13 protein-coding genes are annotated in these 14,250 nt (G+C 73.0%); 9 read left to right on the forward strand and 4 right to left on the reverse strand.

Annotation, left to right across the window (positions count from 1 at the left end):
- Positions 1 to 121 precede the first annotated feature (121 nt).
- On the forward strand, positions 122 to 751 hold the full coding sequence (locus PV364_RS09245; RefSeq protein ID WP_319659283.1) for a TetR/AcrR family transcriptional regulator: 630 nt from the start codon (positions 122 to 124) through the stop codon (positions 749 to 751).
- 231 nt (positions 752 to 982) lie between these two features.
- On the opposite strand, the gene PV364_RS09250 is transcribed toward PV364_RS09245, so the two are convergent.
- On the reverse strand, positions 983 to 1,480 hold the full coding sequence (locus tag PV364_RS09250; RefSeq protein WP_319659284.1) for a winged helix-turn-helix domain-containing protein: 498 nt from the start codon (positions 1,478 to 1,480) through the stop codon (positions 983 to 985).
- Between the two features lie 158 nt (positions 1,481 to 1,638).
- Between PV364_RS09250 and PV364_RS09255 the strand changes: the two genes are divergently transcribed.
- The 3 genes from PV364_RS09255 to PV364_RS09265 all read left to right on the forward strand — a co-directional run bounded on the left by PV364_RS09255 (position 1,639) and on the right by PV364_RS09265 (position 4,638).
- Entirely contained in the window at positions 1,639 to 2,466 is an 828-nt protein-coding gene (locus PV364_RS09255; protein WP_319659285.1) for a class I SAM-dependent methyltransferase, read from the forward strand.
- Positions 2,467 to 2,772: 306 nt separating this feature from the next.
- Positions 2,773 to 3,552: a phosphotransferase enzyme family protein gene (locus tag PV364_RS09260; RefSeq protein ID WP_319659286.1), complete on the forward strand. Its 780-nt coding sequence runs from the start codon at positions 2,773 to 2,775 to the stop codon at positions 3,550 to 3,552.
- A 291-nt stretch (positions 3,553 to 3,843) separates the two neighbouring features.
- Positions 3,844 to 4,638 (forward strand): hypothetical protein, encoded by a 795-nt coding sequence (locus PV364_RS09265; RefSeq protein WP_319659287.1) that lies wholly within the window; start codon positions 3,844 to 3,846, stop codon positions 4,636 to 4,638.
- Positions 4,639 to 4,703: 65 nt separating this feature from the next.
- Here the strand turns inward: PV364_RS09265 and PV364_RS09270 are convergent, their stop codons facing one another.
- Positions 4,704 to 5,627 (reverse strand): SDR family oxidoreductase, encoded by a 924-nt coding sequence (locus PV364_RS09270; protein WP_319659288.1) that lies wholly within the window; start codon positions 5,625 to 5,627, stop codon positions 4,704 to 4,706.
- Between the two features lie 86 nt (positions 5,628 to 5,713).
- On the opposite strand from PV364_RS09270, the gene PV364_RS09275 reads away from it, so the two are divergent.
- Together PV364_RS09275 and PV364_RS09280 are read left to right on the forward strand one after the other, a co-directional pair.
- Positions 5,714 to 6,280 (forward strand): helix-turn-helix domain-containing protein, encoded by a 567-nt coding sequence (locus PV364_RS09275; RefSeq protein WP_319659289.1) that lies wholly within the window; start codon positions 5,714 to 5,716, stop codon positions 6,278 to 6,280.
- A gap of 136 nt (positions 6,281 to 6,416) precedes the next feature.
- On the forward strand, positions 6,417 to 8,453 hold the full coding sequence (locus PV364_RS09280) for a S9 family peptidase (RefSeq protein ID WP_319659290.1): 2,037 nt from the start codon (positions 6,417 to 6,419) through the stop codon (positions 8,451 to 8,453).
- Between the two features lie 61 nt (positions 8,454 to 8,514).
- On the opposite strand, the gene PV364_RS09285 is transcribed toward PV364_RS09280, so the two are convergent.
- The gene (locus PV364_RS09285) at positions 8,515 to 9,231 is read right to left on the reverse strand and encodes a tetratricopeptide repeat protein (protein WP_319659291.1); all 717 of its coding nucleotides are present in this window, start codon (positions 9,229 to 9,231) and stop codon (positions 8,515 to 8,517) included.
- An 84-nt stretch (positions 9,232 to 9,315) separates the two neighbouring features.
- Here PV364_RS09285 and PV364_RS09290 point away from each other — a divergent pair, with 84 nt between their 5' ends.
- Positions 9,316 to 9,924, forward strand: a complete 609-nt coding sequence (locus tag PV364_RS09290; RefSeq protein ID WP_319659292.1) for a hypothetical protein — start codon at positions 9,316 to 9,318, stop codon at positions 9,922 to 9,924.
- Positions 9,925 to 10,006: 82 nt separating this feature from the next.
- Positions 10,007 to 10,858: a hypothetical protein gene (locus PV364_RS09295; RefSeq protein WP_319659293.1), complete on the forward strand. Its 852-nt coding sequence runs from the start codon at positions 10,007 to 10,009 to the stop codon at positions 10,856 to 10,858.
- An 829-nt stretch (positions 10,859 to 11,687) separates the two neighbouring features.
- Here the strand turns inward: PV364_RS09295 and PV364_RS09300 are convergent.
- Positions 11,688 to 12,482 carry an inositol monophosphatase family protein gene (locus PV364_RS09300; protein WP_319659294.1) on the reverse strand — a complete coding sequence of 265 codons (795 nt, stop codon included), beginning with the start codon at positions 12,480 to 12,482 and terminating at the stop codon, positions 11,688 to 11,690.
- A gap of 133 nt (positions 12,483 to 12,615) precedes the next feature.
- Between PV364_RS09300 and PV364_RS09305 the strand changes: the two genes are divergently transcribed.
- On the forward strand, positions 12,616 to 14,244 hold the full coding sequence (locus PV364_RS09305) for a hypothetical protein (protein WP_401976960.1): 1,629 nt from the start codon (positions 12,616 to 12,618) through the stop codon (positions 14,242 to 14,244).
- Positions 14,245 to 14,250: the final 6 nt, after the last annotated feature.

The raw sequence follows: 14,250 nt of genomic DNA on the forward strand, positions 1-14,250 counted from the left end.
CCCGGCGGCCGTGACACCACGTCGATCGGCGCCGGCCCCGGTCCAGCCAGGTAAAGCGATCGCTTTCCTCGACGCTAATACACCCCAGCCGTCGAAGTAAAGCGACTGCTATACTTTTGCCGTGGAGACCGAGAGCACATCCGGCACCCGGCGCCGCGGCGGCCGGGGGGCGCGCGAGCGCATCCTGCGGGCGGCCGCGCAGCTGTTCTACGAGGAGGGCATCCACGCGACCGGCGTCGCGCGCCTGGTGGAGACCGCCGAGGTCTCCACGCGCACCTTCTACCAGCACTTTCCCACCAAGGCGGCGCTGGTGCAGGAGTACCTGAGCAGCTACGAGACGGGACTGACGCAGCGGATCGAGCAGCATCTGACCCGGGCGGGGCTCACCCCCAGGGACCAGCTGCTGGCCCTGTTCACCATGATCGCCGACGCCGCCCAGGGACCCTCGGGCACCGTGAGCACACGTGGTTGCCCGCTCCACAACGCCGCCGTGGAAGCGGCGGGCACCATGCCCGACGTACGGCAACTGGTCCGGCACAACAAGCAGGGCGTCACCCGGCAGCTCGTCGACATCGCCGCCCGCGCCGGTGCCGCAGACCCGGAGCAGTTGGGCCGCCATCTGGCCGTGCTCCTCGAAGGCGGCACCGCGCTGTCGACCTCCCTCGACAACCCCCACCCCCGCCATGACGCCCTGGAAGCCGCGCGCGTACTGATCGATCACGCGCTGCCCGCGGCCCGGCCCGCCGACTGAGGGCACGGCCGGGCCGTCCGGTGTGATCACCCGAACCCTTGCCCCGCCGGCCTCGCGTATCCGTCGCCCGTCCAGCCGCAGAGTCCGCGGCTTCTCGGTGCTCCTCTCGGACAGCTTGCGCAGCCCGCCAGTGCCGGTCGGCAGATGGGCATCACCGGAGGCGAAGGCGCCGAACCGTGTCTGCCGGAGGTCGGCGCCCGAGGCGCCGCTCGCCGCGGGGCAGCGCCCGCGTCAAGGCCGGTTCGGGTCGGGATGCACCACCATGAACAGCGACCAGGCGGGCGCGGCAGGGTCATCGGGGCGGTTGGCGAACTCCTCCAGCAGATCCTGGAGTCGGGTGCGGAACTCCTCCATCTGCGGTGGGGGCAGGCGCAGCCCCATCCTGGTGCCCTCGGCCTCGGCCGCGGGGACGAGGGCGAGTTCCTCCAGGAACGCGTCGAGCATCGAGCGGTCCTGTGCGGGGGCCTCGATGCGCCAGGTCTTGCGCGTCGACAGATAGGGGATCTCCCGCGCGCCGCGCGCGCCGCGCCGTACTTCCTGTGGTTCCAGAAACCCGGTGCGGACCAGTGTTCTGGTGTGGTGGAGCACGCTGGCCGGGTCACGCCCGAGGATCGCCGCGATCTCCTTGTTCGTGCGCGGCTCCCGCGCGCAGATACGCAGGATGCGCAGGCGGAGGGCGGAGGCGAGTGCCTTGGCCTCCGCGTCGGTCGCCGGCCGGCGTTGGGTCACGACCGGCAGTCTACTGAAGTGCCGGCAGGCCATTGAGGACCGGAACGCAAGTGATTGACAAAACCAAATCACTCCTCCAGGGTGCCACTGTGCTCTTCACGGGCCGGGGAGGACCTCTGGCCGATCCGCGCAACTCCCGTCAACGAACGAGGTCGACCATGCCGAACCGCCCCGGAACGACCGGCGGACCCGCAGTTCCCGAGACCGCCGGACGGGCGGGCGTCCATGTGCCCGGCCCGGTGTCCTGGATCAGTCCCGTCGAAGCTGCCCCGGGCCCCGGGGAGACGGCGAACGACTACGACCGCTTCGCCGAGGCCTACGCGGCCGAGAACGAGACCAGCCTCATCAACGCCTACTACGCGCGCCCGGCGATCGTGGACCTGGCCGGCGACGTGGCAGGCCGCCGCATCCTCGACGCCGGCTGCGGCGCCGGCCCCATCGCCGAGGACCTGCGCAAGCGGGGCGCCATCGTGGCCGGCTTCGACTCCAGCGCCGGGATGCTGGCGCTGGCCCGGCAGCGGCTCGGCGACGGCGTGGTACTGGAACGTGCCGAGCTGGGCGGCCCATTGCCGTTCGCCGACGCCGAATTCGACGACGTCGTCGCTTCCCTGGTCCTGCACTACCTGGAGGACTGGACGACCGCCCTGGCCGAACTGCGGCGGGTACTCAAGCCCGGCGGCCGGCTCATCGCGTCCGTCAATCACCCCTTCGTCAGCCAGATGGCGGCCCCGCCCGGAACCGACTACTTCGCGACTCGCTCCAGCTCCGAGATGTGGGAACTCGGCGGCGCCGCACACCTGATGACCTTCTGGGACAGGCCACTGCACGCGATCACCGACGCCTTCACCGCAGCCGGCTTCCGGATCGACGTCATCAGCGAGCCTGCCCCGGCGGCCGGCGCCCGCGAACGCTTCCCCGAGGTCTTCGCACAGAAGCAGTCCGGCACATTCCTGTGTTTCCTGTTCTTCGTCCTCACCAGAGCCTGACCTCCGCGCCGGGGGCCGGATCGCCACGCCGGGGAGGACCGTCGAGGTTGCCGGAAGACCTCACGCCGACTGGCCCTTGGCTGATCATGTCGCTGCCGCTGTGCCGTATTCGTGGCCACTGCTGGGCGAGGCGCAGGCGCTGATCAGCACAGCCCAGTGAGAGGCGCCGGAATCTCGGCGTCTCCGTGGGACAGGGGTGTCACCGGCAGACCAGCACCCTCAGCGGAGTGAGGCCGGTTGCAGAACCCCCTTGTCCTCCTGGTTGCTCCGCCTGGACCCGGGATCGGCCCGCGCGACAATGCACGGATGCGCGATCGGCTGCGGGCGTGGGGCGGGATCCAGGTCGTCGGGCCGCTGTCCGGCGGTCACCGCAACGAGGTCCTGGAGGTGCGGCGCGGCCGCCGGAGATGGGTGGCACGGCGCAGCAGGCGGCGGTCCGCCGCCCTGGAGTGGGAACTGGACCTCCTGGAGTACCTGGGCGCTCACGGTTTCACCGTCCCTGGCGTGGTGCCCGCCGCGGACGGCCGCCGTCACATCGACGGCCTCGTGGTCCAGACGTGGGTGGAAGGCGAACCACCCGCACCCCGGGACTGGCCTGCCGTCGCTGCCGAGTTGCGACGCCTGCACACCCTCACCGAGAACTGGTCCCAGCGACCCGGCTTCTGTTCCGCCACGGATCTGCTCCGGCGCGAACGCGGCGGCGACATCGATCTGTCCGTGATGCCCGAGGGGGCCGTCGCTGCCTGCCGGGAGGCCTGGCGGCAGTTGGAGGGCACCCCGCGGGCCGTCGTGCACGGCGATCCGGCCGCGGCGAACATCCGCGTGACCGGGGGCGGTGTGGGATTCCTGGACTGGGACGAGGCCCGTGTCGACCACGTCGACCTCGATCTCGCGGACCTCCCCGTGGACGCCCTGCCGCCGCGCCGACTGGCCCCGGCGCGGGCGGCCGTCCACGCCTGGGAGGCGGCGAACGGGTGGCTCGTGGAGCCTTCGTACGCGCGTCGGCGACTCGCGCAACTCGTCGCGACGGGGCGCGGTGAGGAGACGCACGGCCCCGGTGCGGAGGACCCCACCCCTGACGTGTGAGACCTTGCGAAAGCAGACCAACGGTGGCGTGGGCCGCGGGAGAGGTGACCCGACCGAGTGGTATCGCCGTGAGGACTGCACAGCGGAGGAGCCGGGCAGACGTCGCGGCAGCGAGCACTGCCGCCCACGGCACACCACCGCATGCGGTGGGCCCACGCAGTGTGCCATCGGCGGGCACACCACAGGCCTCACACGCACACGTTCGGGGTCGCTGTGGTACAACACCCGCCATTTCGACGAACGAATAGGTACCATCCGGCAACAACACCGGAACAAGGAGAGCGGGCTGACGTGTCCAAAGAATCCAACGAGCCGGGCATCACCACGATCCAGGACCGGGCGGCGGCGCGCGCCGCGCGCATCGCGGCCGACCTGGACAGCAACGCCCGCGAACAGGAAGGCGTCCGCGCTCAGATCAGTGAGCTGCAGGACCACTTGGCCAAACTGGGCCGTGAGCACGAGTGGCTGACCCAGTTGCAGAGCACCGAGCCCGCGGAGAGCGCCGCGGCCACCCGACGGCACGAGGTGACCGGCGCGGCGGAGGCGACGCCCGAGGCCCCCATCACACCCACCGCGCCCACCGCACCCGTGGACGCCGTGGCGCCGAAGGCGAAGAAGACAACGCCGAAGACGACGGCCAAGGCCACAGCGACCACAGCGACGGCGGCGGAGACGGTCACCGAGCCCGCGGTCCCCCGTCCCCGCGGAGGCCGCAAGAAGGCGCCCGTCCAGACCCCCACACGGGAACGCAGGAAGAGCGCGGTACGGGCCCGCAAGCCGGAGTCCGGGCCGACGCTGGTCAGCCTCCTCGAGGAGATCCTGTCCACGAGCCATGAACCCCGCATGGTGAGCGAGGTCGTCAACATCCTGACCGAACAGCACCCCGATCGTGCGGCCAAGACCCAGGTGGTCCGGAACACGCTGGAGGCGCTGGTCGCCAAGGGTCTCGCCGAACGCACGCGGAAGCAGGGCTCGGTGTTCTACACCCCGGTCGCTCCGGCCGGGAACAAGGCGGGCGCCAATGGCGACGGCCCCGCGGCGGCGAAGCACGAAGAGGCCGCCGAGCCGGCCCCGGCGACCGCCTGAGAGCGGCATGGGGGGAAGGACCCCGGAGCGGGCGCCTCCGGGGTCCTCGGCCGCCGGCCGGCCGGTCAGACGGTCGTGACCGGCGGGTGGAAGTAGTGGCCCTTGTCGAGGTCTTCGAGGAGGCCCGGCTGGGTCGGCTGCCAGTCGAGCAGTTCGCGGGTCAGGGTGTTGGAGGCCGGGACGTCGAAGGCGAGGAAGGCGCCCAGCCAGGCGAAGTGCTCGGCCGCGGCCTCCGGGGCCACGGAGCGCACCGGGACGCCGAGGTGACGGCCGATCACCTCGGCGACGTCACGGATCGCGACGCCCTCCTCCGCGATGCCGTGCAGCACCGAGCCGGCCGGGGCCTTCTCGACCGCCAGGCGGAACAGGCGTGCGGCGTCGAGGCGGTGGACGGCCGGCCAGCGGTTGGCGCCGTCCCCGAGGTAACCGGAGACGCCCTTGGCCCGGGCGGTGGCGACCAGGGTCGCCATGAATCCGTTGTCGCCGTCGCCGTGGCAGGTCGGGGACAGCCGCACCACGGATGAGCGCACGCCGCGGGAGGCGAGTGCCAGCACGGCCTGTGCCGTGGTCGCCCGGATCGACACCGGCGAGCCGTCGATCGTGGGCATGTCCCGCTCGGTCGCCACGTGCCCCGGCGCGAGTCCGGCCACGCCGGAGGCGATGACGAAGGGGCGGTCGGTGCCGGCCAGCGCGTCGCCGAAGGTGTCGACGGCGCGGCGGTCGGCCTCGCCCGCATCCTGGAAGCCGCCGCTGAAGGCGATGTCGTGCTTGAAGGCGAGGTGGATCACCCCGTCCGACGCGACCGCCGTCTCGCGCAGCACGTCGAGGTCGTCGATGGTGCCGCGGACGACCTCCGCCCCGGCGGCGGTGAGGGCGGCGGCGGAGGCGTCGGAGCGGGCGAGCCCGACGACCCGGTGCCCCGCCTCGATGAGCTCGGGAACGACGGCGGAGCCGATCCAGCCGGACGCGCCGGTCACAAAGATGCGCATGGGAAGAACCCCAGACTGTTGATGTCAGTTGCTGTCATCGACGCTAGCACCTGATGTCAGGCACTGTCATCACGTAGGATCTGCGCATGGGCAGATGGGAGCCGGACGCGCGTGGACGCCTGGCGAGAGCGGCGTTGGAGCTCTACAGCGAGCGTGGCTACGAGCAGACCACCGTGGCGGAGATCGCCAAGCGGGCCGGCCTGACGGAACGGACCTTCTTCCGGCACTACGCCGACAAGCGCGAGGTGCTGTTCGACGGCTCCGGCACCTTGCAGGAGCTGTTCGTGGAGGCGGTCGCCGGGGCTCCGGAGTCCGCGGCCCCCATCGACGCGGTGGCGGCGGGCCTCGACGCCGTCTCCGCGGCGTTCGACGGCCGCCGGGAGCACTCACGGCTGCGGCAGGCCGTCATCGTGGGCAACCCCGAGCTCCAGGAGCGCGAGCTGATCAAGCTCGCGTCGATGGCGGCCGCGCTCGCCGACGCCCTGCACCGGCGCGGCGTCGCGCGCTCGACCGCGAGCCTGACCGCCGAGGCGGGGATCGCCGTCTTCAAGGTGGGCTTCGAGCGCTGGATCGCGGCGGCCGAGGAACGCGGGCTGCCGCAGTTGATGCGGGATTCGCTGGCCGAGCTCAAGGCCGTGACCGCGGGCGGCTGAGGCGGACGGCAGGTCACCGGCCCACCCCCGGCAGCAGCGGGGGCCTCACGTGCCGCGCCCGCCCCGAGCGCCAAGCTTTGCTCCACGCCTGACAAAGGGCTGGTGCGGGTCCGCCGCGGGACGGAGGATGATCCCCATGCCTGAATCCACTCCATTCCACGACCTGGCGGCGTTCATCGCGCTGCCCCGGGTCTCCTCGCTGGCCCTGTCACCGGACGGAACCCGTCTGGTGACGGCGGTTCAGGAACTGTCCAGTGACCGCACCCGCTTCATCGGCGCACTGTGGGAGGTCGACCCCTCCGGTGAACGACCGGCCCGGCGGCTCACCCGGTCCGGTCGCGGCGAGTCCGCCCCCGGGTTCCTGCCCGACGGCACCCTGCTCTTCCTCTCCTCCCGCCCGGCCGCCGACCCCGGTGAGGGCGCGGACGACAAGCAGGAGGCGGCCCTGTGGAGCCTGCCGGCAGAGGGCGGCGAGGCGTCGCAGCTGCTCGTCAGGGCCGGCGGGATCGACGGGTACGCGACGGCCACCGCGGCGGCCCGGATCGCCCTGGCGGCCGGTCTGCTGCCCGGCGCGGCGGATGCCGAGCAGGACGAGCGGCTGCGCGAGGCCCGCCGGAAGGCCAAGGTCTCCGCGATCCTGCACGAGTCGGTGCCGGTGCGGTACTGGGACCACGACCTGGGCCCCGCCGTCCCCCACGTGTTCGGCGTCCCGGACGCCGGCGCCGAGCCGTCCGTCATGGTGGACTGCGGTGCCCGCCGGATCGGCGGCTCCGGGCACATCGCGGTCTCCCCCGACGGCTCCCTGATCGCCTACACGGCGGCCCTGGGCACACTCCCCGACGAGATCCGCGACGCCGTCGTGGTGGTGGACGCCGCCACGGGCAAGCAGCTGCGGGTCCTGGAGGCCCCCGACGCCGAGTTCGGCGCCGCGGCCTTCACCCCGGACAGCCGCCACCTGGTCTGCGTCCGCGAGCGCCGGATCACCTGGGACAGCCCCGGCGACGTCACGCTGTGGCTGGCCGACGCGACCGACGACCAGGACCCCGGGCGCGATCTGCTGCCCGCCTTCGAGCAGTGGCCGGGCGCCCCGGTGGTCTCCCCGGTGCCCGGCGAGGACGGCACGCCGGTGGTCTGGTTCACCGCCGACGAGGGCGGACACGCACCCGTCTTCCGGCTCTCCACCGGCAGCGGCGACATCGTCAGACTCACCACGTCCGGCGCCTACTCCGACGTGGTGGCGAGCCCCGACGGGGCCACCCTGTACGCGCTGCGCTCGGCCGTGGACAGCCCGCCCGCGCCCGTACGCCTCGACGCCGCGGCGTCCGGGCAGGAGCCGGTGACGCTGCCGAGCCCCGGGCAGCCGGCCGCACTGCCCGGCAGCCTCACCGAGGTGCACACCACCGCCGAGGACGGGACGGCACTGCGCGCCTGGCTGGTGCTGCCGCAGGACGCCCGCCCCGACACCCCGGCGCCGCTGCTGCTGTGGGTGCACGGCGGCCCGCAGACCAGCTGGAACGCCTGGCACTGGCGCTGGAGCCCCTGGGTGGCCGCGGCCGCCGGTTACGCGGTTCTGCTGCCCGACCCGGCGCTGTCCACCGGCTACGGGCAGCACATGCACGAGCGCGGCTGGGCGCACTGGGGCGGTGCCTCGTACCAGGACGTGCTGGCGCTGACCGACGCCGCACTGCGACGCGACGACCTGGACGGCGAGCGCACCGCGATGATGGGCGGCTCCTACGGCGGTTACATGGCCAACTGGATCGCCACCCACACCGACCGCTTCAAGGCGATCGTCACCCACGCGAGTCTGTGGAACATGTACAGCTTCGCGCAGGTCACCGACTTCCCGGCCTACTGGATGCGCCGCCAGGGCGACCCGCTCGAGAACACCGAGCGGTACGAGCGGGAGTCGCCGCACCTGCGGGCGGCGAACATCACCACCCCCATGCTGGTGATCCACGGCGACAAGGACTACCGGGTGCCGATCGGCGAGGGCCTGGCCCTCTGGAACGACCTGGCGCGGTTCGAAGTCCCGGCGAAGTTCCTGTACTTCCCCGACGAGGGCCACTGGATCACCAAGCCCAACAACATCCGCCTCTGGTACGCCACCGTCCTGGGCTTCCTCGCACACCACGTGCTGGGCGAGCAGTGGCAGCGTCCCGACCTGGTCTGACGCTCCCCGCTGCCGGGGCCCGGTGACACCGGGCCCCGGCGGAGGCGCGCGCGGCGGTCCGTCAGTACGACGCGTCGTGCGGCCGCTCGGGGTTGACCGTGTCGCGTCGCTGATCCAGCCGGCGCGTTTCCTGGGTCGAGCGGATTTCCCGGAGGAACGCCTCGCTCTGAAGGGTCATCAGCGAGTTCAGCGCGTGCCGCTCCCTCGCGGGGTTGGCCAGACACAGTCCGTAGAAGTGGGCGGCGCGCTGGAGGTCGGCGTACGCGGTCCGGTACAGGTCGGCGACGCGGTACTGCGCGTACGGGTGGCCGGCCCGCGCGGCCGGCAGGAAGCACTCCAGCGCGTGGTCCACCGGGGCCCGGTCGAGTCGCACCAGGCGTTCCAGGTACATGTCGCCCAGCGCCAGCATCGCCTCGGGTTCGCCGAGTGCGGTCGCGCGCCGGTACCACTCGGCGGCCGCGTCGAAGGACTGCGGGATGCCGGCCTCGGGGCAGCCCTGGTGGTGCAGGACGCCCAGGTAGTACGCCGCCCTGGGCGAGCCGGGGTTGCGGCGCAGCCAGGGGACGGCCCCGGCCCGGTCCCCCTGGGTGAAGCAGACGTGGCCCAGCAACTCCCCCGCGAGCGCGTGGCCCTCGTTCGCCGCGGGCTCCAGGAAGAAGGCCGCGGCCGCGCGGTACTGCCCGCTGTCCCAGCAGTACCGGCCGATCTGGTAGAACTCCTCGGCCGTGGTGGGCTCACGCCCGTCCGCGGTGAAGTCGACCCCGTTCCAGAGCACCATGCCGCCGGCCCCCTCTCCCCTTGTCCTGCACGCTACCCCGGTACAGCCGTGCGGTGACGTGCGCGCGGGCGGGATCATGGACGCATGACGCACCTGCGAAGGGCCCTGCCGCTGCTCCTCCTGCCGGTGGTGGTGACGTCGGCCGCCTGTGGGACGGAGTCGGCGAACCGCCCCGAACTCGAGGCCCGGGCCCGGGCGCTGGGCATCGCACGGGACATGGTCTACGTGACCGACGTGCCCGGATACACCCTCGCGGCCCAGTCCGTCGGTGTGGTCGGCGACCACGGCTACGGGGCCTTCTACTCCTCGCCCGGCGGCGGGATGATCGCGATACGGGTGGACGAGCGCAGGGGCGACCCCGTGGCCTGCAGCGATCCCGACACCCGGCCCGCGACCGAGCGGGGGTCGTGCGAGCAGGACGAGAGCTGGTACCGCGCGTCGGGGACCGGTCATGAGTACGTGTTCCAGGACGGCGGACGGGTGATCCGGCTGAGCGGGGACCGGGCCGGCGTCACCCGCGACGTTCTCCGTCGGGCGGCGGAGCACGCTCATCAGGCGGACGACCGCGAGCTCGCCGGGGTACTGCCGACCGGCGGCGTGGGGCCGGGGCCCGTCGAGCGCGGTGATCTGCCGGCCGACGGCGACGGGGCGCCGCAGGACCCGTTCGGGATCACCGCCGGGACCAGCGGTTGAGGGACCGCGAACGGAACCCGGCGCAGGCGAGGTCCGTCTCAGGAACATCGCGGGAATCCCCGCACCACGTCCGGGGGGCGTCATGAGATCGTTCGCATTGCTGGGTGTGCTCTGCCTGTTCACCATGGGGTCGGCCGGGTGCGGGACCACCGTCGGAGCGGACGCGGCCGCACCGCGTATGCGGCAGGTGGCCGACGCCTGGAAGCGCACGGAGGCGGCCCGGGCGTGGCGGGAGGGCTATTACCCGTTGGAGGACGCCGTCCGGCTGCCGGACGGTGCCTTCCACAACGAGGCGGACAAACTCGCCTACCTGCACCGGAACTTCACCCTGCGCCGAGCGCTGCCGGGCAGCACCGCCCGGCACGGGCACATCCGGTGGACGAGCGGTGCGTCGCTTCCCGCCACGATCATGACGGCGCGACAGGCCTACGAGACCCTGGACCGCGGCGACGACGACGGTCCCGGCGCCGGCGACGCCCCTCTGACCGTGACGGAGGCCGTCCTCGGCACGACGACCCTGAACACCAGCCGGGGTCCGGCCCGGGTCCCCGCCTGGCTGTTCACCCTCGACGGGTACGACACCCCGCTCAAGCGCGTGGCGGTCGCCCCGTCGAAGCCCCCGCGGGCCCCGGTCCGGTCGCTGTCGGAGGGAACGGACAGCGGGTCGCGGCTGTACGGACTCCGGTCGGTGGCCGAGGACGGCCGATCCGTCACCGTAGGGGCGGCGCACGGCGCCTGCGACGACGGTCCGACCGTCGACGTCCTGGAGACCCGTGACAGCGTGGTGCTCTCCGGCGGCGTCCGGGGCGTCGACGACGGTCCGTGCACGATGCAGTTGCTCGTCGACCCCGTGACGGTGCGTCTGGACCGCCCGCTCGGCGGGCGGCTGCTCCTCGACGCGTTCACCGGTGCTCCGGTCACGATGACGGGCTGAGCCGTCCGTGACCGTCTTGGGGCGCTGCTCCTCGTGCGGGGCCGGCGTGCTGAGGTCGGTGGCGCGGCCCGAGACGCAGCGACCGCAGTGCGGGAATTCGGCGGTCTGCACCGGACGGCAGTCGAGCCGGACCTCGCCCGCGACCAGCCGGCCGGCAAGGTCGAGGTCCGCGGACAGGTCACGGGTCCGCACGCTCGCCGGCGGCGCCCGCGGCACCGCGTGCGCCAGGGCGACGGCCGCATCCGGGTCCTCGGCCCGTTGCACGGTGAGCAGCGGGCCGAAGTCCCGCCCCGCCAGGCAGTCCCGGGCCGCGGCGGCCACCGATCACCCGGGCGGGGGCGACGCAGCTCTGACCGGCGTTGCCGGTGCAGGCATGCGCCGGCGGCGCACGCCGCCAGTCGCCCGGAACGGCGGTGAGGACGCCGTGACCCAGTGCCCCGGCGGCGTGCTCCGTGAGGCGTTCGAGGGTGTCGGGGGGGGTCTCCGCGGCGGAGCCGAGGGCGGTCGCAGGGGCGACGACGGGTGATCCGCGTCCCGTGGCAGGGGTACGGTTCACGAGGTCCCGGCCCAGTGAACGCCGCACGACGGGCGGCGGCGCGGAACGGGGCCGCCCCAAGGACACCCCACAGGTCCGCCTCATCCGGGCGCTCCCGGCATGCGCCGTCATGGCCGGCACCGCCGCCACCGCGGACTGCCCGCCCTGACGTCCGCGACCGATCCGGCCGCCGAACACCGGATGCGCACACCGCTGAGCAGCGCCACCGACGCCGAACGCCGCCGTCTGCGGGAAGTCTCCGAGCGGGTCACCAGGACCGCTGTCCGACCGCCCCTACCGGCCGCCGATCATCGCCAGCAGCGACGCGTGGGTCCCGGTGTCGGCGGCCACCACGAGTCCGCGTCCCGCCCGCCCGATCGGCGCGCCGTCGATCCCCGTGACCACGCAGCCGGCGGCGCGGCACACGGCGATGCCCGCGGCGAAGTGCACGCTCCCGGACAGGTCGCCGCCGTCGGTGACGTACGCGGCGCGCTTGCCGGCCGCGACCCAGGTGAGCGCCAGCGTCGTGGACACGACCCGGGGCCGGAACCGCTCGACGAACTCGGGGTGCGACAGCAGGTCCACGGCCCGGAATCCGGGCGCGCCCGGAAACGGCGGATCCAGGTTGACGTCCACCAGCCGGGTGGCGGCGGTGGGCGCCAACCTCGATTCGGTGCCGTCGCGCCGCACCCGGGCCGTCTGGCCGTCGGTGAGGAAGACCTCGCCGCTGAACGGGTCCGCGACCGCGGCGGCGCCGCCCCGCAGCGCCACGTTCACCGCCACCAGCATGCTGCCGACCGCGTAGTTGAGCGTGCCGCACAGGGGATCCACCAGCCACTGACGCGCGGCGCCGGCGGCGCCCTGGTGTCCGCCCTCCTCACCGAGGACCGCGTCATCGGGCCGGGCGGCACGGAGGACGCGGAGGATGGCCTCTTCCGACGCCACGTCGGCGGTGGTGGCGAAGTCCCCCGCGCCCTTGTCGATCCGGGTGAGTTGCCTGCCGTACATGGCGCGCACCACGTCCGCGCCGGCACGCGCCGCGGCTGCCGCGACCTCGGCATCGTCAGGAGCCACAGGTGAGACGGTCACGGCCCGCAGGCTACCGGGCGGGCCGGGCGGTCGTCGGCCCGATTGCGCCCTCGAATCCACTGTCGGGGCGGGGCTGTCGTCCGTACACTGACAAGTTGAAAACATTCGGGCATTGTCGACGGGGGGAACCGCCATGTCCGAGGAACAGCAGGGCAATCCGTACGGCAACCCCTACGGCAATCCTTACGGCAACGCGCACCAGAGTCCGCACAGCAATCCGTACGGGTTCGTGATCCCGCCCATGCCCTCCACCCCGCCGTCCCCGCCCCCCGCGCCCGCGGACGGTCTCCGGGCCGCGGCGGTCGCCCTGCTCAACCTCACCGGCCTCGGCCTCGGTTACGCCCTGCTGCGGCGCTGGGGCCTGATGGCCGCGTGCTGGCTCGCCACCGGCGTGCTGCTGCTCGTGGCGCTGCCCGCCGACCCGGACGGCGTGCCTTCCGGGGTGGTCGTCGGCTACCTCGTCCTCCTCGCGCTCGCGGCGATCCACGGCGCCTTCGCCGGTCTGCGGACCCGGCTGGCATGGCCCACGGGGTCCCCCGTGGCGATCGCGCTGGGCCTGGTGCTGCTGGCCGTGCCCGCCGGGGGCGTCGTGCTGTACGACATGGCGCGCGACGAGGCCACCGAGCAGATGCTCCTGGACCGGCTCGACCAGGCCGACCGGCTCGTCCGGGCCGGGGAGGGCCGGGAGTTCGGCACGGCGGAGGCCGGCTACCGCAAGGCCCTGCGCGCCTACCGCGACCTCAGGGCCGACCACCCGGACTCCCGGGCCGCCGCCGAGGTGCCCGACCGGCTCAAGACGTACTACACGACGGTCGGCGCCGCCTACGAGCAGAAGGACTACTGCGGCGCGATCCCGGGCCTGACCTACCTGCGGACGGTCCCGGCCAGCATCGGCAAGAAGGATCTCGGCACCCTGGCCGAGTGGCCCGACGACCGTCTGGCGACCTCGCTCTACGAGTGCGGGGCGCAGGGCATGGCCACGAACGCCACCGGATGGACCGGGCTCTTCGGCGATCTGCTCAGCGCCTTCCCCGACTCGGCGCAGGCGGCCGAGGTCGCACCGGCGATCGGCTCGGCCGTCGACAAGGCGGTGAAGGCCGTGGGCGGCTCCGACCCCTGCGCGGCCGTGGACCGGTTGCGCTCCCTCGGCACCCAGGTGCGGGGACTGCGGGGAGGCACGGCAGGCGTGGACGAATCCCTCGCCAAGCAGGCCGGCCGGGCCACGAAGAGCGCCGATTCCGGCGTCTACACCTGCGGGGTCGACCAGTACAAGGACGGCGACTTCGACGCGGCGGCGCAGACGATGAACACGTTCGTCGCCGGCCACAAGACCGACCGTCGCCGCGCGCTGGCCCGCAAGTTCGCCATAGCGGCGGAGGTCGCGAGCGAGGTGCCCGCGGCGGGCAAGCACCTGCCGACCCTGGCCTCCGGCGGAAGCATCTCCGTCACGATCAAGAACGACAGCCCGCACCCGGTCACCGTCTACTACACCGGCCCGGTGACCGGAAGCCTCACACTCGGCGCCTGCGGCAGCTGCACCACGTACTCCCTGCTGGAACCCAGTCTGCTGGGGTTCAAGCCCTGCCAGAACACCTCCAGGCACTACCCGCAGCGGACCATCCGGCTGCCGGTCGGCACCACGTACTTCCTGCACAGGTCCAGTGCAGGCCTCGGCACGACCCCCGCGACCGACACGGCCAAGCTCAAGTCCGGATACATCTACACCGAGTGCGCCTACACGACGAAGGCCCTGGGCTTCTGACGCCGC

The organism is Streptomyces sp. MI02-7b, from assembly GCF_033793585.1.
Taxonomy (GTDB): domain Bacteria; phylum Actinomycetota; class Actinomycetes; order Streptomycetales; family Streptomycetaceae; genus Actinacidiphila.

Excerpts from the sequence above, each read along its gene's own strand:
- PV364_RS09255 (WP_319659285.1), top strand. The coding sequence starts at position 1,639 with ATGCCGAACCGCCCCGGAACGACCGGCGGACCCGCAGTTCCCGAGACC.
- PV364_RS09260 (WP_319659286.1), top strand. The coding sequence starts at position 2,773 with ATGCGCGATCGGCTGCGGGCGTGGGGCGGGATCCAGGTCGTCGGGCCG.
- PV364_RS09270 (WP_319659288.1), bottom strand. The coding sequence starts at position 5,627 with ATGCGCATCTTTGTGACCGGCGCGTCCGGCTGGATCGGCTCCGCCGTC.
- PV364_RS09275 (WP_319659289.1), top strand. The coding sequence starts at position 5,714 with ATGGGCAGATGGGAGCCGGACGCGCGTGGACGCCTGGCGAGAGCGGCG.
- PV364_RS09280 (WP_319659290.1), top strand. The coding sequence starts at position 6,417 with ATGCCTGAATCCACTCCATTCCACGACCTGGCGGCGTTCATCGCGCTG.
- PV364_RS09285 (WP_319659291.1), bottom strand. The coding sequence starts at position 9,231 with ATGGTGCTCTGGAACGGGGTCGACTTCACCGCGGACGGGCGTGAGCCC.
- PV364_RS09290 (WP_319659292.1), top strand. The coding sequence starts at position 9,316 with ATGACGCACCTGCGAAGGGCCCTGCCGCTGCTCCTCCTGCCGGTGGTG.
- PV364_RS09295 (WP_319659293.1), top strand. The coding sequence starts at position 10,007 with ATGAGATCGTTCGCATTGCTGGGTGTGCTCTGCCTGTTCACCATGGGG.
- PV364_RS09305 (WP_401976960.1), top strand. The coding sequence starts at position 12,616 with ATGTCCGAGGAACAGCAGGGCAATCCGTACGGCAACCCCTACGGCAAT.